The 26,074-nt window shown below is 73.9% G+C and carries 28 protein-coding genes, 1 pseudogene and 1 riboswitch; of the genes and pseudogenes, 18 read left to right on the top strand and 11 right to left on the bottom strand.

What is annotated here, in order from left to right; all coding sequences use genetic code 11:
• Window positions 1-66 precede the first annotated feature (66 nt).
• Together ACL02R_RS22415 and ACL02R_RS22410 are read left to right on the top strand one after the other, a co-directional pair.
• The gene (locus tag ACL02R_RS22415; RefSeq protein ID WP_412798763.1) at window positions 67-435 is read left to right on the top strand and encodes a hypothetical protein; all 369 of its coding nucleotides are present in this window, start codon (window positions 67-69) and stop codon (window positions 433-435) included.
• Window positions 432-3,308: a tetratricopeptide repeat protein gene (locus ACL02R_RS22410; protein WP_412798762.1), complete on the top strand. Its 2,877-nt coding sequence runs from the start codon at window positions 432-434 to the stop codon at window positions 3,306-3,308. Before ACL02R_RS22415 ends, ACL02R_RS22410 begins: the two co-directional genes overlap by 4 nt.
• A 6-nt stretch (window positions 3,309-3,314) precedes the next feature.
• On the opposite strand, the gene ACL02R_RS22405 is transcribed toward ACL02R_RS22410, so the two are convergent.
• Window positions 3,315-4,244 (bottom strand): DUF3048 domain-containing protein, encoded by a 930-nt coding sequence (locus tag ACL02R_RS22405; protein WP_412798761.1) that lies wholly within the window; start codon window positions 4,242-4,244, stop codon window positions 3,315-3,317.
• 150 nt (window positions 4,245-4,394) lie between these two features.
• Here ACL02R_RS22405 and rpmG point away from each other — a divergent pair.
• From rpmG to ACL02R_RS22385, 4 genes and pseudogenes are all read left to right on the top strand, one after another.
• Window positions 4,395-4,505, top strand: a pseudogene (rpmG, locus tag ACL02R_RS22400) (50S ribosomal protein L33); the annotation flags it as partial.
• A 27-nt stretch (window positions 4,506-4,532) separates the two neighbouring features.
• Window positions 4,533-4,787, top strand: coding sequence for a type B 50S ribosomal protein L31 (locus tag ACL02R_RS22395; protein ID WP_412798760.1), 255 nt, complete (start codon window positions 4,533-4,535; stop codon window positions 4,785-4,787).
• Window positions 4,787-5,935: a CobW family GTP-binding protein gene (locus tag ACL02R_RS22390; RefSeq protein WP_412798759.1), complete on the top strand. Its 1,149-nt coding sequence runs from the start codon at window positions 4,787-4,789 to the stop codon at window positions 5,933-5,935. The genes ACL02R_RS22395 and ACL02R_RS22390 overlap by 1 nt, the downstream gene beginning before the upstream one ends.
• Window positions 5,936-6,181: 246 nt before the next feature.
• Window positions 6,182-6,418: a DUF397 domain-containing protein gene (locus ACL02R_RS22385; RefSeq protein ID WP_362960900.1), complete on the top strand. Its 237-nt coding sequence runs from the start codon at window positions 6,182-6,184 to the stop codon at window positions 6,416-6,418.
• A 30-nt stretch (window positions 6,419-6,448) separates the two neighbouring features.
• On the opposite strand, the gene ACL02R_RS22380 is transcribed toward ACL02R_RS22385, so the two are convergent.
• Window positions 6,449-6,958 (bottom strand): ATP-binding protein, encoded by a 510-nt coding sequence (locus ACL02R_RS22380; protein WP_412798758.1) that lies wholly within the window; start codon window positions 6,956-6,958, stop codon window positions 6,449-6,451.
• Between the two features lie 381 nt (window positions 6,959-7,339).
• Between ACL02R_RS22380 and ACL02R_RS22375 the strand changes: the two genes are divergently transcribed.
• Window positions 7,340-8,179 carry a helix-turn-helix domain-containing protein gene (locus tag ACL02R_RS22375; protein WP_362961192.1) on the top strand — a complete coding sequence of 280 codons (840 nt, stop codon included), beginning with the start codon at window positions 7,340-7,342 and terminating at the stop codon, window positions 8,177-8,179.
• 90 nt (window positions 8,180-8,269) lie between these two features.
• On the opposite strand, the gene ACL02R_RS22370 is transcribed toward ACL02R_RS22375, so the two are convergent.
• The gene (locus ACL02R_RS22370; protein WP_412798757.1) at window positions 8,270-8,881 is read right to left on the bottom strand and encodes a PadR family transcriptional regulator; all 612 of its coding nucleotides are present in this window, start codon (window positions 8,879-8,881) and stop codon (window positions 8,270-8,272) included.
• 172 nt (window positions 8,882-9,053) lie between these two features.
• Here ACL02R_RS22370 and ACL02R_RS22365 point away from each other — a divergent pair, with 172 nt between their 5' ends.
• From ACL02R_RS22365 to ACL02R_RS22350, 4 genes are all read left to right on the top strand, one after another.
• The gene (locus tag ACL02R_RS22365) at window positions 9,054-10,013 is read left to right on the top strand and encodes an ATP-binding cassette domain-containing protein (RefSeq protein WP_412798802.1); all 960 of its coding nucleotides are present in this window, start codon (window positions 9,054-9,056) and stop codon (window positions 10,011-10,013) included.
• Window positions 10,010-10,792, top strand: coding sequence for an ABC transporter permease (locus ACL02R_RS22360; RefSeq protein WP_398842830.1), 783 nt, complete (start codon window positions 10,010-10,012; stop codon window positions 10,790-10,792). Before ACL02R_RS22365 ends, ACL02R_RS22360 begins: the two co-directional genes overlap by 4 nt.
• A 20-nt stretch (window positions 10,793-10,812) precedes the next feature.
• Window positions 10,813-11,520, top strand: a complete 708-nt coding sequence (locus ACL02R_RS22355; protein WP_412798756.1) for a bleomycin resistance protein — start codon at window positions 10,813-10,815, stop codon at window positions 11,518-11,520.
• Between the two features lie 113 nt (window positions 11,521-11,633).
• A complete protein-coding gene (locus ACL02R_RS22350; RefSeq protein WP_412798755.1) occupies window positions 11,634-13,253 on the top strand; it encodes a threonine/serine ThrE exporter family protein in 1,620 nt (539 codons plus the stop codon).
• A 767-nt stretch (window positions 13,254-14,020) separates the two neighbouring features.
• Here ACL02R_RS22350 and ACL02R_RS22345 read toward each other — a convergent pair.
• Together ACL02R_RS22345 and ACL02R_RS22340 are read right to left on the bottom strand one after the other, a co-directional pair.
• Window positions 14,021-14,335 carry a DMT family transporter gene (locus ACL02R_RS22345; protein ID WP_412798754.1) on the bottom strand — a complete coding sequence of 105 codons (315 nt, stop codon included), beginning with the start codon at window positions 14,333-14,335 and terminating at the stop codon, window positions 14,021-14,023.
• 10 nt (window positions 14,336-14,345) lie between these two features.
• Window positions 14,346-14,408: riboswitch (guanidine-III (ykkC-III) riboswitch) on the bottom strand.
• Between the two features lie 67 nt (window positions 14,409-14,475).
• Window positions 14,476-14,970: an inorganic diphosphatase gene (locus tag ACL02R_RS22340; RefSeq protein ID WP_362960878.1), complete on the bottom strand. Its 495-nt coding sequence runs from the start codon at window positions 14,968-14,970 to the stop codon at window positions 14,476-14,478.
• A 90-nt stretch (window positions 14,971-15,060) separates the two neighbouring features.
• Here ACL02R_RS22340 and dacB point away from each other — a divergent pair, with 90 nt between their 5' ends.
• The 6 genes from dacB (at window position 15,061) to folE (ending at window position 22,482) form a co-directional block, all read left to right on the top strand.
• A complete protein-coding gene (gene dacB, locus ACL02R_RS22335) occupies window positions 15,061-16,485 on the top strand; it encodes a D-alanyl-D-alanine carboxypeptidase/D-alanyl-D-alanine-endopeptidase (RefSeq protein ID WP_412798753.1) in 1,425 nt (474 codons plus the stop codon).
• A 54-nt stretch (window positions 16,486-16,539) separates the two neighbouring features.
• Window positions 16,540-17,676 (top strand): zinc-dependent metalloprotease, encoded by a 1,137-nt coding sequence (locus tag ACL02R_RS22330; protein ID WP_412798752.1) that lies wholly within the window; start codon window positions 16,540-16,542, stop codon window positions 17,674-17,676.
• 152 nt (window positions 17,677-17,828) lie between these two features.
• Window positions 17,829-18,974: a tRNA lysidine(34) synthetase TilS gene (tilS, locus tag ACL02R_RS22325; protein WP_412798751.1), complete on the top strand. Its 1,146-nt coding sequence runs from the start codon at window positions 17,829-17,831 to the stop codon at window positions 18,972-18,974.
• A 68-nt stretch (window positions 18,975-19,042) separates the two neighbouring features.
• Window positions 19,043-19,597: a hypoxanthine phosphoribosyltransferase gene (gene hpt, locus ACL02R_RS22320; protein ID WP_412798750.1), complete on the top strand. Its 555-nt coding sequence runs from the start codon at window positions 19,043-19,045 to the stop codon at window positions 19,595-19,597.
• A 121-nt stretch (window positions 19,598-19,718) separates the two neighbouring features.
• Window positions 19,719-21,719, top strand: a complete 2,001-nt coding sequence (ftsH, locus tag ACL02R_RS22315) for an ATP-dependent zinc metalloprotease FtsH (protein WP_412798801.1) — start codon at window positions 19,719-19,721, stop codon at window positions 21,717-21,719.
• Window positions 21,720-21,864: 145 nt separating this feature from the next.
• Window positions 21,865-22,482, top strand: a complete 618-nt coding sequence (folE, locus tag ACL02R_RS22310; protein ID WP_412798749.1) for a GTP cyclohydrolase I FolE — start codon at window positions 21,865-21,867, stop codon at window positions 22,480-22,482.
• On the opposite strand, the gene ACL02R_RS22305 is transcribed toward folE, so the two are convergent.
• The 5 genes from ACL02R_RS22305 to ACL02R_RS22285 are packed head-to-tail and all read right to left on the bottom strand — an operon-like array spanning window position 22,466 to window position 24,035.
• Entirely contained in the window at window positions 22,466-22,792 is a 327-nt protein-coding gene (locus tag ACL02R_RS22305) for a hypothetical protein (protein ID WP_412798748.1), read from the bottom strand. The two genes, folE and ACL02R_RS22305, sit on opposite strands and share 17 nt — an antisense overlap.
• Window positions 22,792-23,163, bottom strand: a complete 372-nt coding sequence (locus ACL02R_RS22300; RefSeq protein WP_412798747.1) for a hypothetical protein — start codon at window positions 23,161-23,163, stop codon at window positions 22,792-22,794. The genes ACL02R_RS22305 and ACL02R_RS22300 overlap by 1 nt, the downstream gene beginning before the upstream one ends.
• The gene (locus ACL02R_RS22295; RefSeq protein ID WP_412798746.1) at window positions 23,160-23,306 is read right to left on the bottom strand and encodes a hypothetical protein; all 147 of its coding nucleotides are present in this window, start codon (window positions 23,304-23,306) and stop codon (window positions 23,160-23,162) included. The genes ACL02R_RS22300 and ACL02R_RS22295 overlap by 4 nt, the downstream gene beginning before the upstream one ends.
• Before the next feature lies 1 nt (window position 23,307).
• On the bottom strand, window positions 23,308-23,730 hold the full coding sequence (locus ACL02R_RS22290; RefSeq protein WP_412798745.1) for a hypothetical protein: 423 nt from the start codon (window positions 23,728-23,730) through the stop codon (window positions 23,308-23,310).
• Window positions 23,727-24,035 (bottom strand): DUF6415 family natural product biosynthesis protein, encoded by a 309-nt coding sequence (locus ACL02R_RS22285; protein WP_412798800.1) that lies wholly within the window; start codon window positions 24,033-24,035, stop codon window positions 23,727-23,729. The genes ACL02R_RS22290 and ACL02R_RS22285 overlap by 4 nt, the downstream gene beginning before the upstream one ends.
• A gap of 170 nt (window positions 24,036-24,205) precedes the next feature.
• Between ACL02R_RS22285 and ACL02R_RS22280 the strand changes: the two genes are divergently transcribed.
• The gene (locus tag ACL02R_RS22280) at window positions 24,206-25,405 is read left to right on the top strand and encodes a helix-turn-helix domain-containing protein (RefSeq protein WP_412798744.1); all 1,200 of its coding nucleotides are present in this window, start codon (window positions 24,206-24,208) and stop codon (window positions 25,403-25,405) included.
• A gap of 462 nt (window positions 25,406-25,867) precedes the next feature.
• Here the strand turns inward: ACL02R_RS22280 and ACL02R_RS22275 are convergent.
• Window positions 25,868-26,074: hypothetical protein (locus tag ACL02R_RS22275; RefSeq protein ID WP_412798743.1), on the bottom strand; the 207-nt coding region annotated here is incomplete at its 5' end.

Below are 26,074 nucleotides of genomic sequence, written 5' to 3'. Positions count from 1 at the left end.
GTGGACTGTCGCCGAAGTGGCGCTGTCGAACGGGTGGTTGGGGGGCTGGTGCGGATGTCGCGCGCGATGCGGTGGCTCGTGATGGTCGGCGGCACGGTCGGCGTCTTCTGCCTCAGCCTGGCGGTCTGCTGGGCCGACCCGCTCGGCGTCCTGCCCGAGGACGCGGGCAACAGGCTCGGCGTCGCCACGGCCGCGAGCGGCGCGGTCTCGGCGGCCGCCGCCGTACCGCTCGCCTGGTGGGCGGGGCGCGAGGCGTCCCCGCCCGCCGTCGGACGGCGCGTGCGCCAGCGCGCGACCGCCAAGGGCCGCGCGCGGCTCACCCAGACCGCCGGCCCCGCCGCCGATGTCGACCAGCGCGCCACCGCGCGCGGCCACGCCCGGCTCCACCAGTCCGGCGCCGACCAGGACCCCGGAACGCCGGGGGCAGGCGCGTGACCGGCCGCGGCGCGCCCCCGCCCGGCCAGGGGGACCACACCAGGCAGGCCGCCAGGGCCTCGGGCGACGCACAGCTCCACCAGGCCGCCAGGGACCAGCGTTTCACCTACGTCCTCGGCGACCAGTACGTCGGCGACGGCTCCCCCGAGGACACCGGCGCCCGCCTGGCCTGGCCCGTGCGCCTCGGCACCGTGCCGCCCCCGGCCACCGCGTTCCAGGACCGCGCGGGCGTCCGCGAACGGATCGGCCGGGCGCACGCCGGCGGCGGGACCGTCGTCCTCACCCAGGTGCTGTCCGGCGGCGGCGGGGTCGGCAAGACGCAGCTCGCCGCCCGGCACGCGCACGAAGCCCAGCGCACCGGGACCGACCTCGTCGTCTGGATCGACGCCTCCGAGACGGCCCAGGTCGTCAACACCTACGCGCGGGCCACCCACCGCCTCGGCCTGCCCCGCGAGGACGGCCAGGACGCGGAGACCGACGCCCGCGTCTTCCTCGACTGGCTCGCCGGGACACGGCAGTCGTGGCTCGTCGTCCTGGACGACGTCACCGACCCCGAGCGCATGTCCGGCTGGTGGCCGCCGACCCCGTCCACCGGCAACGGCCGCGTCGTCGCGACGACCCGCCGCCGCGACGCGATCCTCTCCGGCGGCGGACGCACCCTGATCGACATCGACACCTACACCCCCGACGAGGCCGTCGCCTACCTGCGCGACCGCCTCGCCCAGGCCGGGGAGCCGCACCTGCTCGACGACGCGGCCGCCGCCCTGGCCGAGGACCTCGGCCGCCTCCCCCTCGCGCTGGCCCACGCCGCCGCCTACATGGTCAACCAGGGCACGACCAGCCGTCAGTACCGCGCGCTGCTCGCCGACAGCCGCCGCAGGATCGACGGCCTCATGGCCCCCGGCGGCGACGGCTACCACCGGCAGGTCGCCTCCGGCCTGCTCCTGTCCCTGGACGCGGCGGACCGCGAGGAACCGGCCGGGCTCGCCGTCCCCGCCCTGCGGCTCGCCGCCCACCTCGACCCCGCCGGGCACCCGCGCGGCATCTGGGGGAGCGAGCCGGTCACCCGCCACCTCACCGCGTACCGCGGCGCCCCTGTCACCCCCGCCGAGGCGCTGGCCGCCGTACGGGTCCTGCACCGCTACGGGATGCTCACCGACCAGCCCACCGACGGCCCACGCGCCATCCGCATCCACGCCCTCACCGCCCGCGCCGTCCGCGAGACGACGCCGCCCGACGTCCTCGCTGGCACGGCGGAGGCACTCGCCGAGGCGCTGTGCGCGATCTGGCCCCGCGAACACCACCTCGACCCCGCGCTCTCCGCCGTGCTGCGCTCGAACACCGACGTCCTCCACCAGCACGCGGGCGAGACGCTGTGGAGCGAGGCGGGCGGCGGCCACCTCGTGCTCTTCCAGGCGGGCAACAGCCTGCACGACGCCGGGCTCCACGCCGCCGCCGTCAGGTACTGGACGCCGCTCGCCGCCACCGCCCTACGCCTCCTCGGCCCCGACCACCCCGACACGCTCACGATCCGCAGCAACCTGGCGATCTCCGCCCGCGACGCGGGCCGCCAGGGGGAGGCCATCGCCCTGGCGGAGCAGGTGACGGCCGACCGCGAACGCCTCCTCGGCCCCGACTCCCCGCAGGTCTTCACGTCACGCTCGGTGCTCGCCATCTGCTACCGCAGGGCCGGGCGTCATGAGGACGCCATCCGGCTGCACACCCAGGTCGTGGCCGACCGGGAGCGCGTCCTCGGCCCCGACCACCCCGACACCCTCGGCAGCCGCGTCAGCCTCGGGTACACCTACTGGGACATGGGCCTGCTGGACGAGGCCATCGCCATCGAGGAGCAGGTGGCCGCCGACCGCGAACGCCTCCTCGGCCCCGACGACCCCAGCACCCTGACCATCCGCAGCAACCTGGCGATCTCCTACCGCGACGCGGGCCGCCAGGAGGAGGCCGTCCGCCTCATGGAGCAGGTCGTCGCCGACTCCGCCCGCGTCCTCGGCGACGACCACCCCGAGACGCTGGACGTCCGCAGCAGCCTGGCCATCACGCACCGCCGCGCCGGGCGGCACGACGAGGCCGTGCGGCTGCACGAGGAGGTGGCGGCGGCGGGCGAACGCGTCCTCGGCCCGGACCATCCGGACGCCCTCGGGATGCGCGGCACCCTGGCGTTCACCTACTGGGCCGCGGGCCGCTTCGACGAGGCGATCGCCCTGGAGGAACGGGTCGCGGCCGACCGCGCGCGGGTCATCGGCCCCGACCACCCCCACACCGTCACCACGCGCCACAACCTGGCGATCTCCTACCGCGACGCGGGCCGGCTCGCGGAGGCCGTGGCTCTCGCCGAGCAGGTGGTGGCCGACCGCGCGCGGGTCCTCGGCCCCGACCACCGCGACACCCTCGCCAGCCGCGGCAGTCTGGCGATCGCGTACCGCAAGGCCGGGTGGTTCGACGAGTCCGGCCACGTGCTCGCCGACGTGGTGGCCGACTCCGCCCGCGTCCTCGGCGACGAGCACCCCGAGACCCTGGGCGCCCGCAGCAGCCTCGCGCACACCCACTGGGCGGCGGGCCGCGTGGCCGAGGCGATGGTGATGGAGGAGCGGGTGGTGGCCGACCGCGCGCGGGTCCTCGGCCCCGACCACGCGGAGACGTTCGTCGCCCGCCACAACCTCGCCGTCTCGTACCGGGACGCGGGGCGCCTCGGCGACGCGCTGGCCCTGATGCGCGCCATCGCCGCCGACCGGGAACGGGTCCACGGCCCCGACGCCCACGAGACGCGGCTGGCGGCGGAGACGGTGCGCGCGTGGGCCGAGGAGGAACGGAAGGCGGGGCGGCGGCGGAGGCGCTGGTGGCGGCCGGGGCGGTGACGGCGCTCAGTCCGCGGCGTCGGCGGCGTCGAGCACGATCCACACCGGGCCGCGCGCGAAGCGCAGGGGCTCGCCCTCCGGGGTCGTGAACTCCGTGCCCGCGCCCTTCTCCGGCCGCGCCCACCGCCCCTCGTACGCCCTGCCGTCCCGCAGCACCACGGCGTCGCCGGAGCCGACGGTCTCGGTGTAGGGCGTCGGGTTGCCGTTCCCGTCGCGCAGCGCCGACTCGCGTACGGTCACCCGCTGCACGACGACGGTGGCCGGCCGCGCGTCCACGGCGTCGCCGTCGAGGGCGACGCGCCACCGCCCCTCGCCGGCCGCCCAGCGGAACGCGAAGCGTGCCCGCGGGAACGCGACCTCGTACGTACGCGCCCGCTCGCCGCCGCGTTCCGGGGCGTCGCCGAAGCCGAGCCCGGCGTCCGCGGCGTCCGCGGTGTCCCCGACGGCCGCCAGCAGCCGGTCGGGCCGCAGGTAGAGGTTGTGCGGCGACGCGCGGCGCCCGTCCCGTTCGTACGCGCCGGGGGCCGCGCCGGGGGGCGCGGCGACGACGCCCGCGCGCCGGATGCGCGCGGCCACCGCCTCGTGCGCCCCCGAGTAGGCGAAGACCGGTTCGCCGAGCTGCGCTAGCAGTTCGAGGTCCGACTCACGGGCGCTGCGCACCGGGCCGACGCGGTCGGGCAGCGTGCCCGACCAGACGCCCACGAGGCGGCTCATCCCGCCCTCGACCTCCTCCGCCCAGACGAGGTCGGCGCTGCCGAGGCCGGTCTGCGGGCGGGCGCCGGGCGCGTTGTCGATCTTGACGGCGAGGACGGGCCCCGGGTCGCCGCCGCGCTCGCCGGTGAACGGGGACGTCCGCCCCCCGCCGCCCGCGCCCCCGCCGCAGGCGGGCAGCGCGAGCAGGACGAGCACCGCTGTCATACGGATCTGTGTGCGCACGGGACGTCCCTCCTGCCGTTCACGGCCCCCCAGTGCATCACATAACGGGACAGAACTGGCGCGAGGCCCGGCCCTCGCTCCGGCCGCCAGATGAAAATGATTCCCGTCTCCGTATACTGGCCCGCGTGAACCGACGGCACGCGACCGGTCGTCCGGAGGGGAAGCACCGCCGGGACCGGGTACTCGTGCGCGGCCCGGAAGCACAGAAGAAACGACCCCGACCGTCCTGAGCTGCGGAAACACGACCCGGTCGCCCGCCGCCACATTGTCTTCCCGAGGAGCACGAGCATGAAGCCCGGAATCCACCCCGCCTACCGTCCCGTCGTCTTCCGCGACCGCGCCGCCGGATACGCGTTCCTCACCCGCTCCACCGCGACCAGCGACCGGACCATCGAGTGGGAGGACGGCAACACGTACCCGGTGATCGACGTCGAGACCTCGTCGGCCAGCCACCCGTTCTACACGGGCACCGCCCGCGTCCTCGACACGGCCGGGCGCGTCGAGCGCTTCGAGCGCCGGTACGGGAAGCGCGAGGAACGCTGATGCTGCCCGTCGTCCTGGTCGGCGGGCTCCACGCGGACGCCCGCCGGGACGCCGTGCGGGCGCTGCTGCGCCAGGTGCCGGGCAGCGTCGCCCTGCACCACGACCTGACCGGCGCCGCCGCCGACGGCCGCGTCGTCCGCACCGCCAGGCACGCGGGCGGCGTCATCGGCGGCGCCGAGACGGCGCTGGTCAACGACTGCGCCTGCTGCGCGCTGCGCGCCGACCTCGTGCCCGAGCTGGCGGGCCTGGCCGCGGACCGTACGACGCGGCTCGCCGTCGTCGAGCTGTGGGACTCCGTCGAGCCGCGGTCGATGGCCGAGGTCATCGCCGCCCACGCGTCCGCCGGGCTGCGGGTCGCGGCGGTCGTCACCGCCGTGGACCCGGCGCAGGTCATGGCGTACCTGGCCTGCGGCGACGAGCTGGCCGAGACCGGCCTCGCGGCGGCGTCCGCCGACCGGCGCACCGTCGCCGACACCTGGGCGCGCCAGCTGGAGTACGCGCCGACGCTCGCGCTGGCCCCCGGCCCCGGCGGGCGGCCGGGGGCGACGGACCGCGCGCTGCTTGCCCAGCTGCACCCGACGGCGGTCGCGGCGGACGTGACCGGCGCGCATTTCGCGGCGACCGTGCTCGGCGGCGACTTCGACACCGCGGCCGCGGCGGCGCGCCAGCATCCCGCGACGGCGCTGCTGCCGCAGGAGGCGACGCGGGACGGTGTGGTGACGACCGTCTGGCGCCACCGCCGCCCGTTCCATCCGGAGCGGCTGTACGCGGCGCTGGAGGAGCTGACGTGCGCCGCGCCCCGGAGCAGGGGCCGCTTCTGGCTGGCGGACCGCCCGGACACGCTGCTGTCCTGGGACGCGGCGGGCGGCTCGCTGAGCGTCCGGGCGGCCGGCCCGTGGCTGGCGGCGCTGCCGGACGCGGCGTGGGACCTGGTCCCGCCAGGCCGCCGGGTCGCGGCGGCGCTGGACTGGGACGACGAGCTGGGCGACCGCGGCCAGCACCTGGTCTTCACCGGCCCGGGGCTCGACGTGGTGGCGCTGCGTGAGCGGCTGGGCGCGTGCCTGCTGACGGACGAGGAGTACGCGGCGGGGCGTCCGGCGTGGCGGCGGCTCGCGTCGGCGTTCGACGACCTGCTCGACCGCGTCTGAGGGGGCATGCGGAGGCGGAACGGGGGCATCCGCCCGAGGTGGGGAACCGCGGCGGGATGGAACCGGAACGGCCCGGCGCGCGTCTCCAGAACGGGGGGCCGTGTCGGCGCGCCGCGCCGTGACACCGCGTGCACGTGCATAAGCACGTGCAGATGCACGTGAACAACGTTATGATCCAGGCTAGTTGGGTGCGCGGCACATCCGTGCGGCGCACGATCGCACCACTCGCACGACCCTGGAGACCCGGTGGCCGACGCGTACAACGGCATAGCCGCACACGAACTCAGGGGCGTGGAGTGGCTGAAGAGCAGTCACAGCAACTCGCAGGGCACCTGCGCCGAGTTCGCCCGGCTGCCGAGCGGCGACGTCGCCCTGCGCAACTCGCGCTTCCCCGACGGGCCCGCGCTCGTCTACACGCCGGCCGAGGTCGAGGCGCTGCTGCGCGGCGTGAAGGACGGCGAGTTCGACCACCTCATCGCCTGAGACGGCCCCCGGCCGACGCGCCGGTCCCGGTCAGGCGGTGCCGAAGACCGCCCAGACGACCTTGCCCTGCCGCCCGCCCGACAGCGGACGCCAGCCCCAGCCGTCGCTGAAACACTCCACGAGGTGCAGGCCGCGCCCCGACTCCGTGGCGCCGTCCAACTCGCCGACGCGCGGGGCCTTCCCGCTCGGGTCCTGGACGGCGCAGACCAACCGGCGTGCGCAGCGCATCAGTTCGAGCTCGACCGTCCGTACGCGGGCGCCGGGCGGCGGCGCGGGCACCGCGCGCGGTACGGGCGGCAGCGCGTGCAGGCCGTGCCGCAGCGCGTTGGTGACCAGTTCGGAGACGACGAGCCCGACCGCGTCCACCTGCTCGGACAGCGCCCAGGCCCGCAGCGTGTCCCGCGTGAAGTCCCGCGCGTGGCGCACCGATTCGGGCCGCGCGGTGAGGCCGAGCGACGCCGTGCCCGACAGGGTCAGCGGATCGACCGGCGGCAGCGGGTCCCCTAACGTCTGCGCGGCGGACGTTCCGTTGGTCCCCATGGCGCGGCAACTCCTGGCATAGCGGCGGCATCGCTGAAGACGGAGGTACCCCGTGAACTGCCCGGACGCGGCGGTCCCCCGTGAACTGCCCCGGACGCGACGGGCGTTCGCGGGCAGGGCCGTGCTGACGCACCGGGTCGCAGCGCGCACGTCTCATGCTTCCCAACGCTCACGGCAAATGCAAGGGCAGATGCACGTGCACGAAAATTTTTGATGGACCGTAATCGCGCGGGCACCGAATGACACGTGGAGATGGCAGACTTCGCACGGTGCGAAGTGGAGGGCAGTGAGCACATGAGTACTCAGGGGATAGTGGGGGATACCAACATCACCGGGGTCACGGGTGCGGCCGGTGTCCCGGAGGCGGCGACCGGCGGCTCCATGGTCCGCCGTATCCTGCTCGGCTCGCAGCTGCGGCGGCTGCGCGAGGCGTGCGGCGTGTCCCGCGAGGAGGCGGGCTACTCGATCCGGGCGTCCGAGTCCAAGATCAGCAGGATGGAGCTGGGCCGCGTCAGCGTGAAGCCACGCGATGTCGCCGACCTGCTGACGCTGTACGGCGTCACCGACGACGCCGACCGCGAGCCGCTCCTCGGCCTGGCGCGGTCGTCCGGCCAGGCGGGCTGGTGGCACAGCTACAGCGACGTGCTCCCCAGCTGGTTCCAGACCTACATCGGCCTCGAAGCGGCGGCCGAGCACATCGCGACCTACGAGCTTCAGTTCGTCCACGGACTGCTCCAGACCGAGGCGTACGCGCACGCCGTCATGGTCAGCGGCCACAAGGGGCGGCTGCCCGTCGGCGAGGTGGACCGGCGCATCGCGCTACGGCTCGCCCGGCAGAAGCTGCTCGTCTCGGAGAACGCCCCGCACCTGCACTGCGTGCTCGACGAGGCGGCCCTGCGCCGCCCGTACGGCGGGCACAAGGTGATGGACGAACAGCTGCGGACGCTCATCGAGTTCTCCGAGTACCCGAACGTCACGCTCCAGGTGGTGGCGTTCGCGCAGGGCGGCCATGTCGCGGAGTCCGGCGCGTTCACGCTGCTGCGCTTCGCGGAGGCCGAACTCTCCGACCTCGTCTACCTGGAGCAGCTCACCGGCGCGCTCTACCTCGACAAGCAGGAGGAGGTCGCCGCCTACCAGGGCGTCCTCGGCCGGCTCCGCAACTCCGCGCTGAGCGAGAACGCCACCCGCGAGCACCTGGAGTGGCTGCGCGGCCGGCTCTGACGCGCGCTGCCTGCCGGGCGCGACCCGCCCGGCAGGCACGCCGGGCCGTGCTCTCCAGCCGAACGGCTGTGCTTGACCAAAGGGCTGTGCTTAACCAAAGGGATTTGCCATGCCCTCGGGCAGCACCTCCACCGTCCGCTCCCCCTCGCCCGCCATCACGTAGGCGCCGCCCTCCAGCCGTTCGATCAGGCCCCGGGTCCACGCCGCGTCGCTCGCGGCGTTGTGCAGCCACAGCCGCATGACCTCGCCGATGTGCCCCCACTCGGCCGGTGTGCTCTGCGGCGTCCAGTGCGCGTGCACCTCGGCGCTCCAGCCCTCCAGCGCCGCGACGCGTTCGCGCAGCAGGGCGATCGCCTCGGCGCGCGGCAGGTCCACGATGAAGCCGACGGCGCCGGTGAGCACGTCGATCCGCTCGTCGTGCGCGCGCAGCGCGGCGCGCAGCAGGTCGAGGTACGCGGCGTCGCCCTCGGGCGTCAGCTCGTACTCGGTGCGGGGCGGGCCGCCGGCCGGGCTCGGGGCGGTGTCGTGCGCGCGGAGCAGGCCTTCCTTCGCCATCTGCTTGAGGGCGTGGTAGATCGACCCGGGCTTGGCGTTCGACCACTCGTGCGCGCCCCAGAACTCCAGGTCGTTGCGCACCTGGTAGCCGTGGGTCCTGCCGTGCTGGCGGACGGCGCCGAGGACGAGGAGCCGGATGACCGACATGCGCTGCCGTCTCCCTTCCGCTGACATGCGTGCCGGGGGCAAGTCTCTCACTCGCCGCCCGCTGTTCAAACTTGACTAGTGCGCCGGGGTCCCGTACGGTTCCGCTTCGCCACTAGTCAAATTTGAACAGACCACGAGAGGGCGACACGAGATGAGGTGGGGCATGACCGGCATGACCGGCGCGACGGACGCGATCACCGTCACCGGCCTGCGCAAGGCCTTCGGCACCCGGCAGGCGCTCGACGGCCTCGACCTGGCCGTGGCGCGCGGCACCGTCCACGGCGTCCTGGGGCCCAACGGCGCGGGCAAGACCACCGCCGTCCGCGTCCTGACGACCCTGCTGCGCCCCGACGGCGGCACCGCCGTCGTCGCCGGGCACGACGTGGCGCGCGACCCGGCCGCCGTCCGCCGCCGCATCGGCCTCGTCGGCCAGCACGCCGCGCTCGACGAGGACCTCGACGGCCGCCAGAACCTCGACCTCTTCGGCCGCCTCCACCACCTCGGCGCCCGCGCCGCCGCCCACCGCGCCGCCGAACTGCTCGAACGCTTCGGCCTCGCCGACACCGGCCGCACCCCCGTCGGCCGCTACAGCGGCGGCATGCGCCGCCGTCTCGACCTGGCCGCCGGCCTCCTCACCCGCCCCGACGTGCTCTTCCTCGACGAGCCGACCACCGGGCTCGACCCCCGCGGGCGCGCCGAGGTGTGGGACGCCGTGCGGTCCGCCACCGACGAGGGCACCACCGTCCTCCTCACCACCCAGTACCTGGAGGAGGCCGACCAGCTCGCCGGCCGCGTCTCCGTCGTGGACGGCGGCCGCCGCGTCGCCGAGGGCACGCCCGGCGAGCTGAAGTCCCGCACCGGCGCCGACCGCATCGACGTCGTCGTACGGGACGCCACGCGGCTCACGGCCGCCGCGGCCGTCGTCGGCGCCGCCGTACGCGCGGCCGAGCCGGTCACCGACGCGGACCGGCGGCTCGTCAGCGCCCCCGTCACCGACCGGATCGCCGCCCTCGCCGACACCCTGCGCGCCCTGGAGGCCGCCGGGATCGCCGCCGACGACATCGCCCTGCGCCGCCCCACGCTCGACGAGGTCTTCCTCCACCTCACCACCCAGGAAAGGGACGCCGCATGACCGTGCTGCCCGACACCCTCACCATGACCCGCCGCGGCTTCGCCCACTGGGCGCGCCGGCCGGGCGCGCTCGTCGCCGAGCTGGCCTTCCCCGTCCTGATGCTCGTGATGTTCGTCTACTTCCTCGGCGGCGGCATGGCCGTCGAGGGGGGCGGCGGCTACGAGGAGTTCGTCGTCCCCGGCGTCCTCGCGCTCACCATGGCGTTCGGCCTGGAGGGCACGGTCGTCGCGCTGACCCGGGACATCCAGCGCGGCCTGCTCGACCGCTTCCGCTCCCTGCCCATCGTCTCCGCGTCCTTCCTCGTCGCCCGCAGCGTCCTCGACATGGTCAGCTCCACGGTCTCCCTGCTGGTCATGCTGGCCGCCGGGCTCCTCGTCGGCTGGCGCTGGCACGACGGCGCCGCGTCCGCGCTCGCCGCCGTCGGCCTGCTCCTGCTGCTGCGCTTCGCGATGCTGTGGACCGGGATATGGCTCGGCCTGGTCGCGGGCCGCCCCGAGATGGTGCAGACCGTGCAGATCCTCGTGTGGCCCGTCGCGTTCCTCTCCAGCGCCTTCACGTCGCCCGCGACCATGCCCGGCTGGCTCGGCGCCGTCGCCGAGTGGAACCCGATGTCCGCGACCGCCACCGCCGTACGCGACCTGTTCGGCAACCCCACCTGGTCCTCCGACAGCTGGGCCGCCGACCACGCGCTCCTGCTGGCCGCCGCCTGGCCCCTGGCGATCCTCGCCGCGTTCATCCCCCTCGCGCTGCGCCGCTGGGCCGCGCTGTCCGAACGCTGACCCCGGGAGGGAACCCGCACATGCCCGAGACCACGACCCCCATGCTGCCCTGTCACGCCATCGCGCCGGTCGTCGGCTTCTACACCGCCCTCGGCTTCACCACCACCTACGAGCAGCGCAGCCCCAACCCGTACGCGGTCGTCGAACGCGGCGGCGTCGCCCTGCACTTCTACGGCATCAAGGGCTACGACCCCGCCGCCGCGCACAGCACCTGCCTCATCGGCACCGACGACGTGGACGCCCTGCACGCCGCCTTCCGCGCCGGGCTGAAGGCGGCGCTGGGCCGCGTCCCCACCACCGGCCTGCCCCGCGTCGGCCCGCTGCGCGACACCAGCTACGGCGTACGGCAGTTCCTCGTCACCGACCCGGCGGGCAACTGCCTGCGCGTCGTCCAGCCCACCAGCGACGACCCCAGCCACCGCCCCGCGCCCCGCGAACCGTACGCCCGTGCCCTCCACCAGGCCGCGCTGTTCGCCCACGGCAAGGACGACCCGGCCGCCGCCGCCCGCGTCCTGGACCGCGCGCTCACCCGCACGGGCGACGCGCCCACCCCCGTGCAGCTCCTGCGCCTGCTCGTCCTGCGCGCCGACACCGCCGCCCGCCTCGGCGACGACGCCGGGTCCGCCGCCGCGCTCACCCGCGCCGCCGCCGTACCCCTCACCCCGGAGGAACGGGAGGAGGCGCGCGACGACCTCACCCGTCTCGCGGAGCTGCGTGACCACTCATGACCGGACCTGCACCGCCCCTGACCGGCCCTGATCAGGCCGTGCGCCCGGAATGACCCTATGCTGCCCGGGTAGAGACGACGGGGACTCGTGAGGCAGCAGGGAGCGGAGCGTACGTGGCCGGGGACAGCGCGCGGCCGGGCGGCGAGGAGTCGTGGGACCCGGAGACCACCTCGGGATTCGCCGTCCCCGAAGGACTCGAACCGGCCCCGCCCGCCGAGGCCGACCACCCCACCTCCTCCGGCTTCGCCGTCCCCGAGGGGGTGACCGTCCCGCCGCGCCCGCTGCCGCACAGCGAGTTCACCCCGGCCGAGGGCATACCGGCGGTCGTCCACCTCACCCGCGGCGCGCCCTGGCAGGACCGGATGCGCAGCATGGTCCGGCTGCCCCTCGCCGAACGGCCCGCGCCCGAGTACGTGCCGCGCGGCGAGGACGAGGCGCCCCCGCCCGTGCCGCGCGTCCTGGACCTGACGCTGCGCATCGGCGAGCTGCTGCTCGCCGGGGGAGAGGGCGCGGAGGACGTGGAGACGGCCATGTTCGCCGTCACCCACGCGTACGGGCTCGACCGCTGCGAGGTGACCGTCACGTTCACCCTGCTGTCGGTCTCGCACCAGCCGTCGCTGGTGGACGCGCCGGTCTCCCTCGACCGCACCGTCAGGCGGCGCGGCACGGACTACACGCGGCTCGCCGCCGTCTTCCAGCTCGTGGACGACATCTCCTCCGGCGAGGTCACGCTGGAGGAGGCGTACGGGCGGCTGGCCACCATGCGGCGCAACCGGCACCCGTTCACCAAGTGGCAGCTCACCGTCGCCAGCGGCCTGCTCGCCGGGGCGGCCAGCACCCTCGTCGGCGGCGGACTGCCGGTCTTCGTGCTCGCCGCGCTCGGCGCCATGGTCGGCGACCGGCTGGCCTGGCTGGCGGCGGGGCGCGGGCTGCCGGAGTTCTACCAGTTCGTGGCGGCGGCGATGGCGCCCGCCGTCGTCGGCATCTGCTGGGCGGCCGGGCACGACACGGGCGGCGGCGAACGGCAGGCGGCGGCGATGATCACCGGCGGCCTGTTCGCGCTGATCCCGGGACGCGCCCTCGTCGCGGGCGTGCAGGACGGCCTGACCGGCTACTACCTGACGGCCTCCGCGCGCCTGCTGGAGGTGATCTACCTCAGCGTCGGCATCGTCTGCGGCGTCCTCGCGGTGCTGTACCTGGGGGAGGTGTCGGGCGTCAGCCTCGACCCGGACGTCCTCGACCGCGCCACCAGGCCCGGCATCCAGCTCGCGGCGGCGCTGCTGCTGTCGCTCACGTTCTGCGTGCTGCTCCAGCAGGCGCCGAGCACCCTCCTCCCCGCCACGCTGAACGGCGGCGTCGCCTGGCTGGTCTACGGGGCGATGCACGACACGGGCCACCTCTCGCCGTTCGCGGCGACGGCGGTCGGGGCGGGCATGGTCGGCCTGTTCGGGCAGCTGGCGTCGCGCTACCGCTTCACGTCGTCGCTGCCGTACGTCACGGCGGCGATCGGCCCGCTGCTGCCGGGCAGCGCGGTGTACCTGGGGCTGCTGGCGTTCGCGCAGGGCGACGTCACCGGCGGCGTCCACAACCTGCTGACGGCCGTGACGCTGGCCCTGGCGATCGCCATCGGCGTGAACCTGGGCGGCGAGATGGCCCGCCTGTTCATGCGCACCCCCGGCGCCGCCCCGACCCCCGCCGGCCGCCGCGGCGCCAAGCGCACCCGAGGCTTCTGACGCCTCCCCCCCCCGCACGGCCTCCGTGGCTCACGCGCGGCGGCGTCCGGCCTCCCGCCCCGGGACGGTGGCCCACCCCGTCTCCGGACATCCGGCACTCCGGGCAGCCGTACCGCCCGAGGCGGCCCGTCCGCTCGTCAGCACCGCGCCCTCCACGAGCGCCGGCGTCCGGTGCCGTCTCCGGGCGCTCCGGAACGGCCGACCCGCGCGGTACGGCCGGCAGTGTCCGGCCCCTCCGGCGGCTGTGGAAAGCCGTGCCGCACTCGCCCCGGGACGGTGGGGCCGGCCCCGTCTCCGGACGCCCGGCACCCCGGGCAGCCGTACCAGGCGTTTGCCGCACGGCTTCCCGCCGCCCGCGCCTCCTCCGGGGCGTGTCGGGACCGCGCGGTCCGGTCACGCCCGCTACGACCGGGCGAGCGCCGGTGTCCGGTGCCGTCTCGGGGCGTCCCGGCGCCCCGGACCCGTCTGCTCGTCAGCACCGCTCGGCCAGACCGGGGTTGTACGGCGCTTCCGGCCGGGTGGGAGCCGCACGGGCCCCACCGCCCGGTGGCGCCCGGCCGGTACATCCCTCGGCAACGTCCCCACGCACGACGGCATGTCCTCGGCGCGGGGGAGAGGAAGCCGGTCAGCAGGACTCATCCCGGGGCGGTCAGCCCGGGGCACGCCCCCTGGCGGAGTCGCGACGCACGACGGGTGCGGTACGCCCCGGGGTCCCGCCAGTGGGAACGCGCACGGCCTTCCGCGCGCTGCGTCCGTCCCCGCGACGGTCAGTGCGCCAGCTTCAGGCCGACCACGCAGCCCACGATGCCCGCCAGCAGCAGCACCTTCAGCGCCGTCACCGACTCGTCGCCGCTCAGCATCGCGTACGCGGTCGTGCACACCGCCCCGATGCCCACCCACACGGCGTAGCCGGTCCCCACGGGCAGGCTCCGCAGCGCGTACGCAAGACCGGCCATGCTCAGCGCCAGGCCGGTCACGAAGACGACGGTCGGTCCCGGCCGGCTGAAACCCGCCGACCTCCCCAGCGCCGTCGCCCAGACGGCCTCCATCAGACCGGAGATCACCAGCACGATCCACGCCATCACGGACTCCCACGCGCCGTCTTGTCATGGCTGGGTACGGCGCACCTCGTCCAGGAGCCGGTCAGGGCTCTGCGGCCCAGGCTCTCACACGGGGCGCGCGCCCGCCGGGCGCGCGCCCTCCAGCGCCTACGGCCGCCCGGTCAGTGCGCGGCGCCCGACTCCTGCGCCCGCTTGACCGACTTCTCGATCTCGGCCTCGGCCTCCGCGCGGCCCACCCAGTCCGCGCCGGTGACGTGCTTGTTCGGCTCCAGGTCCTTGTAGCGCTCGAAGAAGTGCTTGATCTCGCCGCGGACGAACGCGCTGACGTCCTCGATGTCCCGCAGCTGCTCGAAGCGCGGGTCGCCCGCCGGGACGCACAGCAGCTTGTCGTCGCCGCCCGCCTCGTCGGTCATCTTGAACATGCCGATCGCCCGGCACTCGATCAGACAGCCGGGGAACGTGGGGGCGTCCAGCAGCACCAGCGCGTCCAGCGGGTCACCGTCCTCGCCCAGCGTGCCCTCGACGAATCCGTAGTCCGCGGGGTAGGCCATCGACGTGAACAGGTGGCGGTCGAGCCGCACCCGGCCGGTCTCGTGGTCGACCTCGTACTTGTTCCGCGAACCCTTCGGGATCTCGATGGTGACGTCGAACTCCACGGAGGCTCTCCTTAAGCGATCAATGCGCGCGAGTGGTGGTTAAGTGTCCCTCACGGCAGTGTCTGCTCGCGAAAGGGGCTGGTCCGTACCGTGCGAAGAGCTGCGGAAGTGCTGGAGGGCCTGCGCCGCCACCGCGCCACCTGGCGCCTCGTCATCGGCTCGGCCACCGCCGGTCTCGTCCTCGCCGCCGTCGCCGTGGCGCTCACCGGCCCCTGGGACTCGGGACGCCGCGCGGCGGAGCGCGCCCAGGCCGCCGAGGCGGGACGCGACCCGGCGGCCCCGGAGGACGGCGGCGTCACCGTGCCAGGCGCGGTCACCGTCCTGGACCCCCTCGACGGCTCCGCGCCCGAGTACGCGCCCGACGCCGTACGCCGCCTGCTCGAACCGGCCCTGTCCGACGCCGCGCTCGGCGACGGCACGACCGCCGCCGTCGTGGACCTCGCCACCGGCGAGACCCTCTACGCGGACCACGCGGGCACCGGCAGGGCCCCCGCCTCCACGGTGAAGATCATCACCGCCGTGACCGCCCTGAACGCCCTCGGACCCGAACACCGCCTCGCCACCACCGCCGTCTGGGACGCGGACGGCGAACGCGTCGTCCTCGTCGGCGGCGGCGACCCGACGCTCACCGCCGACGACCTCACCGCCCTGGCCGAACGGACCGCCGCCGCGCTCGCCGACCGCGGCGCGGACCGGGTGCGCGTCGCGTACGACACCTCGCTCTACCCCGGCGGCGGCGAGCGGCACCCCATCGGCATCAACGACAACATCGCCGCCATCACGCCGCTCCAGGTCAACGAGGGGCGGCTCGACGGCAGCACGCACGGCCCCGCGCCCCGCGCCGACGACCCGGCGGCCGACGCCGCCGACGCGTTCACCGAGGCCCTGACCGCCGCGGGCGTCCGCGTCTCCGGCGACCCCGCCGACCGCAAGGCGCCGGACGACGCCGAACGGCTCGCCGTCGTCCGTTCCGCACCGCTGTCCTCGCTCGTCGAACGCATGCTGACCAACAGCGACAACGACCTGGCCGAGGCCCTCGCCCGGCACACCGCCCTCGCCACCGGCGAACGCGCCGACTCCGAAGGGCTCGGCCGCGCCATGGCCGCCCAGCTCGACGACCTCGGCCTCGCCCACGACGGGGCCCGCGTCGTGGACGGCAGCGGCCTCGACCGCGACGGGCGTCTCACCGCCGAGCTGCTCACCCAGGCGCTCGCCACCGCCGCCGACCCGGGCAGGCCCGAGCTGCGCAGCGCCCTGACCGGCCTGCCCGTCGCCGGCTTCACCGGCACCCTCGCCGGCCGCTACGACGGCGACGGCGGCGACGGCGGCTCCGGGCTCGTCCGCGCCAAGACCGGCACGCTGACCGGCGTGAACACCCTCGCGGGCACGGCGGGCACACCGGACGGCCGAGTCCTCGCCTTCGCCTTCCTCGCCGCCGACACCACCGACGCCGACGCGGCCGAGGCGGCGCTCGACCGCGCGGCCGGTGCGCTGGCGGCCTGCGGCTGCGCCTGAGCGCGTCACCGCGCGGCTATCCGCTTTCCCCGCGGGCGCCGTACCGTTGACGTCATGACGAGTCCCGGCGGTAACGACCTGGTCGACTGGAATCTCGCCGTCGCCACGGCGGCCCGCGTCGCACGGCCCGGCCCCGAGGTGAGCCGGGCCGAGGCCCGTGCCGTCGTCGCCGAGCTGCGGCGGCACGCCGCCGCGTCCGAGCGGCACGTACGCGCCTTCACCGGCCTCGACTCGGGCGGCGCCGACACCCCCGTCCTGGTCGTGGACCGCCCCGGCTGGGCGCGGGCGAACGTCGCGGGCTTCCGCGCCGTCCTCACGCCGCTGACGGACCGCATGCGCGAGCGCCGCGCGTCCGTCCCCGGCGGCGGCGCCCTGACGGCCGTGGGCGGCAAGGTCACCGGCGTCGAGGTCGGGATGCTGCTCGCGTTCCTGTCCTCCCGCGTCCTCGGCCAGTACGAGACGTTCGCGCCGCCGAGCCCCGACCTGCCCGCCGGGGACGGGGGCGACACCGGCGCGCCCCCCGGGCGGCTGCTGCTCGTCGCGCCCAACATCGTCCAGGTCGAGCGTGAACTCGACGTCCACCCGCACGACTTCAGGCTCTGGGTCTGCCTTCACGAGGAGACGCACCGGACGCAGTTCACCGCCGTCCCCTGGCTGCGCGACCACCTCGAAGGCGAGATCAGGTCCTTCGTCGCCGAGGCCGACATGGACCCGGCCACCCTGGTCGAACGCGTCCGGCAGGCCGCGCAGTCCCTGGCCGGCCGCCCCCGCGACGGCGAGAACGGCGACGGGGGCGGCAACGGCGTGATCGACCTCGTGCAGACCCCCACGCAGCGCGCGATCCTCGACCGCGTCACCGCCGTCATGTCGCTGCTCGAAGGCCACGCCGACTACGTGATGGACGGCGTGGGCCCCGAGGTCGTGCCGTCGGTCGCCGAGATCCGCGAGAAGTTCACGCAGCGCCGCAGGACGGGCGCGGGCCGCGTCGACCGGCTGCTGCGCCGCGCCCTCGGCATGGACGCGAAGCTGCGGCAGTACCGCGACGGCGAGCGCTTCGTCCGCACGGCCGTGGAGCGCGTCGGCATGGACGGCTTCAACCGCGTGTGGACCTCGCCCAACACGCTGCCCACCACCGAGGAGATCAGCCACCCCGAACGCTGGGTCGCGCGGACGCATCCCGGCAACGCGTAGGCCCTCCACAAGGTGGCGAAACGCCCCCGAAATCACTCGTACGAGGGACCTTCACCGCATGCCTGGCGTGCGATGCTCAGGTAACAGGCCTTCTCTGTCACCATTTACGCACCCAGCGTGACATCGCTCCCGGAGAAAGAAGTGATTCGGATATGGGTCCCCACCCCGCGGTCGCTGCGATACGCCTGGCGGTCCGCCGCGTTCTGCACGAGATCGTCGACCAGGCCCGCCCGGCCGACCGGGCGCTAGCCCACGCCACCGCCCCCGCCTCCGCCGCACCCCAGACCCCCGCCGGCCGCCCCGCCCGCCGGGCCGGCCACCGCTCGCACCGCCCCGGCCTCCCCCCGGCCGCCCCGGCCGCGCCCCTCGTCCTCGTCGCCTGCTCCGGCGGCGCCGACTCCATGGCCCTCGCCTCCGCGCTCGCCTTCGAGGCCCCCCGCTGCGGCGTACGCGCCGGTGGCGTCACCGTCGATCACGGCCTCCAGGACGGCTCGGACGAACGGGCCCGCGAGGTCGCCGAGCGCCTCGCCGCCCTCGGCCTCGAACCGGTGGAGACCGCCGCCGTGGACGTCGGCCGCGACGGCGGCCCCGAGGCCGCCGCCCGCACCGCCAGGTACGCCGCGCTCGACGCCGCCGCCGACCGGTACGGCGCCGCCGCCGTCCTCCTCGGCCACACCCGCGACGACCAGGCCGAGACCGTCCTCCTCGGCCTCGCCCGCGGCTCCGGCACCCGTTCACTCTCCGGGATGGCGGCCGTCTCCGGCGGCCTGTCCGGCGACCGGGCCGCCGCCGGGCGCTACCGCCGCCCGTTCCTGGCCATCGACCGCCAGACCACGCGCAAGGCCTGCCTCGTCCAGGCCATCCCCGTCTGGGACGACCCCCACAACACCGATCCCTCCTTCACCCGCTCCCGGGTGCGCCACGAGGCGCTGCCCGTGCTGGAGAAGGCGCTCGGCCGCGGCGTCGTCGAGGCGCTCGCCCGCACCGCCCAGCTCTCCCGCGACGACGCGGACGCCCTCGACGCTTGGGCCCGCCAGGCCGAGGCCGCCGCGACGCGCCCCGACGGCACCCTGGACGTCGCCGCGCTGCACGAACTGCCGCCCGCCGTACGCCGCCGCGTCCTGCGGCGCGCGGCGATCGCGGCGGGCGCGCCTGCCGGGTCGCTGTTCGCCCGGCACATCGAGGAGACCGACCGTCTCATCACGGCCTGGCGGGGGCAGCGGCCCCTCAACCTGCCGGGCCGCGTCGAGGCGAGCAGGCAGGGTGGCAGACTGGTCCTCCAGCAGGCCGACCACTAGCCGACCACCAGGGAGTGTCCCGGCCCGCGCCACGCCAGCAGCAAGCCCAGTAGAGAGCAGTGTCACGGGTGCACGAGACGGACCTGGGAGCCGACCTGGAGTCGGTGCTCATCACCAAGGAAGAGATCGACGCCAGGCTCCGTGAGCTGGCCACCGTGATCGACGAGGAGTACGCGGGCAAGGACCTCCTTCTCGTGGGGGTCCTCAAGGGCGCGGTGATGGTCATGGCCGACCTCGCCCGCGCCCTGTCCACCCCGGTCACCATGGACTGGATGGCGGTGTCCTCGTACGGCGCGGGCACCCAGTCGTCCGGCGTGGTGCGCATCCTCAAGGACCTGGACACCGACATCAAGGGACGCCACGTCCTGATCGTCGAGGACATCATCGACTCGGGGCTCACGCTGTCCTGGCTGCTGTCCAACCTGGGCTCGCGGGAACCGGCGTCGCTGCGCATCTGCACGCTCCTGCGCAAACCGGACGCGGCGAAGGTCGATCTCGACGTGGAATGGGTCGGATTCGACATCCCGAACGAGTTCGTCGTCGGGTACGGACTCGATTACGCCGAGAAGTACCGGAACCTCCCCTTTGTCGGTACGCTCGCGCAGCATGTCTACAGCGGATAGCCGGGAACCGCGGCCGATCCCCTACCGTTGGAGATGACAAGGACACCCGCGCACAGCAGATCCCTGCCGGGGGCTGTGCCTAGATGTGGCAGGAGGGACGGGGCCCCGCCGCCCCGTATGGATAGACGTGAAGCGCTATTTCCGCGGGCCAGTGATGTGGATTGTGCTGGCCGTCCTCGCCGTGATTCTGCTGATGCAGGTGTTCAGCTCTTCCGAGGGCTACAAGAAGGTGGACACCGGCAAGGTCCTCGCCGCCATCAGCCAGAACCACGTCCGGTCGGCCGAGCTGACGACGGGTGACGAGCAGACCGTCAGGATCGAGCTCAAGGACGGCCAGGAGATCGAGGGCAGCAGCCGGGTCCAGGCCAATTACATCGACGGTCAGGGCGAGGACGTCGCCCACTCCCTCCAGCAGAAGTTCCAGGACGACCAGATCCCGGACGGGTACACCGTCTCGCCGAAGTCGCAGAACCCGTTCGTCGGGATGCTGCTGTCGATCCTGCCCTTCCTGCTGATCATCATCGTCTTCCTGTTCCTGATGAACCAGATGCAGGGCGGCGGCTCCCGGGTCATGAACTTCGGGAAGTCCAAGGCCAAGCTGATCACCAAGGACACGCCGAAGACCACGTTCGCCGACGTCGCCGGCTCGGACGAGGCCGTGGAGGAGCTCCAGGAGATCAAGGAGTTCCTTCAGGAGCCCGCGAAGTTCCAGGCGGTCGGGGCCAAGATCCCGAAGGGCGTGCTGCTGTACGGCCCGCCCGGCACCGGCAAGACCCTGCTCGCCCGCGCCGTCGCGGGGGAGGCCGGGGTGCCGTTCTACTCCATCTCCGGCTCGGACTTCGTCGAGATGTTCGTCGGTGTCGGCGCCTCCCGTGTCCGCGACCTGTTCGAGCAGGCCAAGGCGAACGCCCCGGCCATCGTCTTCGTGGACGAGATCGACGCGGTCGGCCGCCACCGCGGCGCCGGCATGGGCGGCGGGCACGACGAGCGCGAGCAGACGCTGAACCAACTCCTCGTGGAGATGGACGGCTTCGACGTGAAGGGCGGCGTCATCCTGATCGCCGCCACCAACCGGCCCGACATCCTCGACCCGGCGCTGCTGCGTCCCGGCCGCTTCGACCGGCAGATCGCGGTGGACCGGCCCGACATGCAGGGCCGCCTGGAGATCCTCAAGGTCCACCAGAAGGGCAAGCCCGTCGCCCCCGACGTGGACCTCTCGGCGGTCGCCCGGCGCACGCCCGGCTTCACCGGCGCGGACCTGAACAACGTGCTGAACGAGGCGGCGCTCCTCGCCGCGCGCGGTGACGCCAAGCTGATCGACAACTCGTTCCTTGACGAGGCGATCGACCGCGTCGTGGCCGGTCCGCAGAAGCGCACCCGGATCATGAGCCAGAAGGAGAAGATGATCACCGCGTACCACGAGGGCGGACACGCCCTGGTCGCGGCGGCCTCTCCGAACAGCGACCCGGTGCACAAGGTGACGATCCTCTCGCGCGGCCGCGCCCTCGGCTACACGATGGTGCTGCCGGAGGAGGACAAGTACTCCACGACGCGCAACGAGATGCTCGACCGGCTCGCGTACATGATGGGCGGCCGCGCCGCCGAGGAGCTGGTGTTCCACGACCCGACGACGGGCGCGGGCGACGACATCGAGAAGGCCACCTCCACGGCCCGCGCGATGGTCACCCAGTACGGCATGACCGAGCGTCTTGGCGCGATCAAGTTCGGCCAGGACAACTCCGAGCCGTTCCTCGGCAAGGAGATGGCCCACCAGCGCGACTACTCCGAGGAGGTCGCCGGGCTGGTGGACGAGGAGGTCAAGAAGCTCATCGAGGGCGCGCACAACGAGGCGTGGGAGATCCTGGTCGAGAACCGGGACGTGCTCGACAACCTCGTGCTCGCCCTGCTGGAGAAGGAGACGCTGAACAAGGAGGAGCTGGCGGAGATCTTCGCGCCGATCGTCCGGCGTCCGCCGCGCCCCGCGTGGACCGGCTCCGCCCGCCGCACCCCGTCCACCCGTCCGCCGGTCACCTTCCCCACGAAGGAGATCAACCTCGCGAACGGCACCCTGGACAAGGGCACGGCCCCGGCCTCGGCCGGTGACGACCGCCGCGAGGACTGACCGGCACCCGTCCGGGTACGCCTGTACGGGCCTGTACGGAATGTCTCCCGCGCCCCCCACGTTCTACCGTGGGGGGCGCGGCCATGTCCGGCCCTCTCCCGCCGGCCACCGCGCCGCACGAGGCACACAAGGAACGAGGAACGTCATGACCGACCCGGTGACCGTCTCGACCCCGGGGTCCCCGGGGGGTCCCGTCGGCGAGTTCGACGAGAAGCGTGCCGAGAACGCCGTACGTGAGCTGCTGCTCGCGGTGGGTGAGGACCCGGACCGTGAGGGGCTGCGCGACACCCCGGCGCGGGTGGCGCGGGCGTACCGGGAGATATTCGCCGGGCTGTGGCAGCGGCCCGAGGACGTGCTGACGACGACGTTCGACCTGGGGCACGACGAGATGGTGCTCGTGAAGGACATCGAGGTGATGTCCTCGTGCGAGCACCACCTGGTGCCGTTCGTCGGGCAGGCGCACATCGGGTACATCCCGTCCGCCAACGGCAAGATCACGGGGCTGTCGAAGCTGGCGCGCCTGGTGGACGTCTTCGCGCGCCGCCCGCAGGTGCAGGAGCGGCTGACGACGCAGATCGCGGACTCGCTGATGCGCATCCTGGAGCCGCGCGGCGTGATCGTGGTCGTGGAGTGCGAGCACATGTGCATGACGATGCGCGGGGTGCGGAAGCCGGGCGCGAAGACGACGACGTCGGCGGTGCGCGGGCAGCTGCGCGACCCGGCGACGCGGGCGGAGGCGATGAGCCTCATCCTGGCGCGCTGACGCTCACCCAGAGGCAGAGCCCGTCGGGGGTGCGGGCGGCGCCGTAGGTCCAGGCGAGGCCGTCGGCACCGGCGATCCGTCGCGGCAGCTCCGGTATCCGGGCCGCCCGCGCCCGCAGGACCTGCGCGTGGACGGCCTCGCCGTGGTCGCGAAGACTGAGCCACCACGGCCGCCGCCCCTGGGCGGCGGTGACCAGGGCCCCCACGACGGGCGCGGCGTCGCCCCACCCCCAGCCGGCCAGGACATCGCGGGCCCACTCCCGGGCCTCGCCGGTCTCACCGCCGGTGAAGAGCCGGGCGGCGTGCGGCATCACGACTCCTCCACCGGTACAGCAGCCCACAGGTCGGCGACGGCATCCTCGACGGCGGACTGGGCGATCTCACGCCGGAACACCGCAGCCACCGCCGGAAACAACCGATCAACCACCGGCCGCAGCTCGGACGCACTCCGCAACCCGGCCAGCCGCACCACCAGTTCGTGGGGGACGATGTCGGGCCAGTAGTGCATTCCACCCCAGGAGTCGGAGGGGTGCGCAACCAACGGCACAAGCCGTTCGGAGATCCGGCAGGTTCGGCACGCCTGATACGTCCACCCCGGCCCCGAACCCGACGCCACCAAGGCCACCGCCACCAACTCACCGGTGGTGGCCTCGCAGTACAGACAACGCGGCAACAGACTCACTGCTCTTCACCACCCTCCGGCTCGTCGGGCTCCGGTTCCGGGCGGGGGAGGACGGGCCCTTCCAGGCCGGTGATGACGGTGATGTGGGGGTTCTCCTCCCGCACCGGCGCCACCGTCAGGTAACGCGGGAGGGGACGCGGCATCTCATCTACAGCGCCCCCCCCCGAACACCCGCCCGAGCGCCAGGTACAGCACCTCCGGGTCAGTCAGGCAGTCCCCGGCGGGCGGCACGACCAGCCACCGGACCTCGCCATCCCCGACCCACGGGCCCCCGATCCGATCGGCAGCGGGAACAGCAAGGCAGTACCCCCGCCCCAAGGCGATGACCCCCGGCGGCCACCCCCGCTCGTTGGCCGCCCCCGGCGGGACGAGCCAGTACATGACCCCATGCGCCGGGTCCTCGATCACCGGCCCGGTGATCCCGGCCAGGCGGAGCCGGTGGAACGCGTACAGCCCCTGGAAAGACGGCACACGCACCGCGTCGAACACCTCCCCCAACGGCCGGATACGGATCTGACCGTCAGGGGGAAGCCAGAGAGGCAGAACGAGAGGTGAGTCGGTGGTCACGGCTTTCCCTCCGACGTTCGCAGGCAGCCGCTCAGCGCGGCGACCGAGTCGGACAGGAGCTGCATGTGGACCAAGCGGGCCATCACCCCGGCCGTGGGTTCGTTCGCGAGCAGGTACTGCGCGGACTCGACGGCCGCTTCGAGACGGGCCGCGTCGTTCCGGCTCGTCATCCGGGGGATCAGAGCCGAACAGGGCGGAAGGAGGGCGGTCAAGTGCCGCTGGAGCCGGGTGATGACCTGGCTCACCGCTTCCTGTTCCACTTGTGCCGCGTACAACTGGCGAGCGCGGCGGATGTCCTGCCGCATCAGCCTGTGATCGAGGTCTGTCAACGGATGTCTCCCTCTCAGCCGCCATTGCCTGTGGTAACTAGACAACTACGGTCAGCGCCGCCGAATGTGCACAGTTGTTGCACACCTCAGCGGTCAACTGCCGCTGTTCACGGGCGTAGGCGGGCGTCATGGGGAAGACTTGAGGCATGCACGCTGCCAGCGCACCCACGGCGGTTGGCGGGAACATCGCCACCCAGCGGAAGGCGCGGGGATGGGGTCAGCAGAGGCTGGCCGACCGCGCGATGATCTCCAAGTCCCTGCTGAGCAAGATCGAGATCGGTGACCGGGCCTGCCGCCCGGCGGTGGCGGCCGCCATCGCGTCGGCCCTGGGCATCCCCCTGTCGGTCCTGTACGGGCAGCCCTACGACGAGTCCCCCGCGCCCGAGTTGATCGACGCGCTGCGGTCGGCGATCCGCCGCCACCGGCACCCCCGGATCAGCGAAGTGCGGCCTGAGACCCTGGCGGCCGACATCGCCACCGCCTCAGCCCTGCGCGCCTCCACCGACTACGCCACCCTGCTCCCCGGCCTGCCCGCCCTGATCGGCCGCGCGGTCGCCCACGCCCACGACACCGGCGAACCCGAAGCCTGGCAAATGCTCGTGGACACCTACAGCTGCGCGTTCACCATCGCCCACCGCCTCGGCTACCCGGACCTGGCCGACGTCATCGCCGCCCGCCAGGAATGGGCCGCCACCCAGACCTGGACCCCCGTCGCACAGATGGCCGCCGCCTGGTCCGCCGCAGGCACCTACCAATCGGCCGGCGACTACCTCGAAGGACTCGCCGTCACCGACCGGGCGCTGACCACCCTCGGCAGCACCGGCTCCCACAGCACCGCCGGACTCGTCGCCGCCGGATCACTCCACCTGCGCGCCGTCACCCTCGCCTCCCGCGCCCGCGACGACGCCACCACCCAACACCACCTCCGCCACGCCCGCCGCATCACCGAACAACTCCCGCCCGCCGACCAGTACCGCCACAACCTCACCTTCGGCCCCGGCAACCTCGTCCTCCACGAACTCGCCACCCACATCGAACTCGAACGCCCCCGCAAAGCCGCCGCCATGGCCGACCAGCTCACCGGCACCGACCTCCCCGGCCTCGCCCCCACCCGCATCGGCCACCTCCACATCGACGCCGCACGCGCCCACCTCGCCGCCGGAGACCGCGACGCCGCCCTCATCTCCCTCATGCACGCCCGCGAAGCAGCACCCCAGATGGCCCGCATCCACCCCATGGCACGCGAAGTACTCCGCGTCCTCGTCTCACTCCACCGCCGCTCCAAACCCGAACTCACCCAACTCGCCAAATGGGCCGGACTCACCAACACCACCCCCCGACCATGAGCAGCGGCATCCTGTATCTGATCGCGTGCGCTGCCGGTCCGACCCGCTTTCTCGACCGGGGGATCGCGCTGTCGCGTGCGGACGCGATGCTGGTCGCGCCGCTGACCACGACCAGCGCGTGCAAGTGGGCCGCCGGGATCACCGACACCCTTGCCCTTGGCCTGCCCGCCGAGGGCGTGCACCTGGGCATCTCCGTCACCGCCGCCCCCTTCTGGAACACCGCACTCGGCGCACAACCAGCCGTAGAGCGGGCCGTGGACAACCTCCACGCGCAAGGCGTCCGCGTTCTACGGCCCCGGCGAACCCCACACCCCCAAACAAGGCGACGCAACAGCCCACCCCCCCGCGTGTGCGGAGGGGAGGTGAGTGCGCAGTTCGAGTCGGCGATGTGGCGGGACAGTTGCCGCAGTCGCCGAAGCGCGCGACGCCGGGCTCGGGGCGAGTGGCCCCAGGGGCGTTGGGTCAACGGTGGAAGCTGTTGGGGAGGTTGATGCCGTGTTCGAGTTCGAGGCCCGCATCGATGCGTCCATCGGGCGCTGGAAGAGGAGACGAGCGGTGAGCCGTCACCCCGTTGACGAGGTGGAGGCCGGGGAGCTGCGTGCGGCCCTGGCGGTCTCGCTTGGCGCAGCCGGTGTGCTGCCTGATGCGGGGTGGGGGGATGCGGTGCGC

This window comes from Streptomyces sp. MS19, from assembly GCF_047200595.1.
Taxonomy (GTDB): Bacteria; Actinomycetota; Actinomycetes; order Streptomycetales; family Streptomycetaceae; genus Streptomyces.
This window is presented reverse-complemented; position numbering and strand designations above follow the sequence as displayed.

Excerpts from the sequence above, each read along its gene's own strand:
- ACL02R_RS22415 (WP_412798763.1), top strand. The coding sequence starts at position 67 with ATGCGGTGGCTCGTGATGGTCGGCGGCACGGTCGGCGTCTTCTGCCTC.
- ACL02R_RS22395 (WP_412798760.1), top strand. The coding sequence starts at position 4,533 with ATGAAGCCCGGAATCCACCCCGCCTACCGTCCCGTCGTCTTCCGCGAC.
- ACL02R_RS22390 (WP_412798759.1), top strand. The coding sequence starts at position 4,787 with ATGCTGCCCGTCGTCCTGGTCGGCGGGCTCCACGCGGACGCCCGCCGG.
- ACL02R_RS22380 (WP_412798758.1), bottom strand. The coding sequence starts at position 6,958 with ATGGGGACCAACGGAACGTCCGCCGCGCAGACGTTAGGGGACCCGCTG.
- ACL02R_RS22375 (WP_362961192.1), top strand. The coding sequence starts at position 7,340 with ATGGTCCGCCGTATCCTGCTCGGCTCGCAGCTGCGGCGGCTGCGCGAG.
- ACL02R_RS22370 (WP_412798757.1), bottom strand. The coding sequence starts at position 8,881 with ATGTCGGTCATCCGGCTCCTCGTCCTCGGCGCCGTCCGCCAGCACGGC.
- ACL02R_RS22365 (WP_412798802.1), top strand. The coding sequence starts at position 9,054 with ATGACCGGCGCGACGGACGCGATCACCGTCACCGGCCTGCGCAAGGCC.
- ACL02R_RS22360 (WP_398842830.1), top strand. The coding sequence starts at position 10,010 with ATGACCGTGCTGCCCGACACCCTCACCATGACCCGCCGCGGCTTCGCC.
- ACL02R_RS22355 (WP_412798756.1), top strand. The coding sequence starts at position 10,813 with ATGCCCGAGACCACGACCCCCATGCTGCCCTGTCACGCCATCGCGCCG.
- ACL02R_RS22345 (WP_412798754.1), bottom strand. The coding sequence starts at position 14,335 with ATGGCGTGGATCGTGCTGGTGATCTCCGGTCTGATGGAGGCCGTCTGG.
- ACL02R_RS22330 (WP_412798752.1), top strand. The coding sequence starts at position 16,540 with ATGACGAGTCCCGGCGGTAACGACCTGGTCGACTGGAATCTCGCCGTC.
- tilS (WP_412798751.1), top strand. The coding sequence starts at position 17,829 with ATGGGTCCCCACCCCGCGGTCGCTGCGATACGCCTGGCGGTCCGCCGC.
- folE (WP_412798749.1), top strand. The coding sequence starts at position 21,865 with ATGACCGACCCGGTGACCGTCTCGACCCCGGGGTCCCCGGGGGGTCCC.
- ACL02R_RS22305 (WP_412798748.1), bottom strand. The coding sequence starts at position 22,792 with ATGCCGCACGCCGCCCGGCTCTTCACCGGCGGTGAGACCGGCGAGGCC.
- ACL02R_RS22295 (WP_412798746.1), bottom strand. The coding sequence starts at position 23,306 with ATGCCGCGTCCCCTCCCGCGTTACCTGACGGTGGCGCCGGTGCGGGAG.
- ACL02R_RS22285 (WP_412798800.1), bottom strand. The coding sequence starts at position 24,035 with ATGCGGCAGGACATCCGCCGCGCTCGCCAGTTGTACGCGGCACAAGTG.
- ACL02R_RS22280 (WP_412798744.1), top strand. The coding sequence starts at position 24,206 with ATGCACGCTGCCAGCGCACCCACGGCGGTTGGCGGGAACATCGCCACC.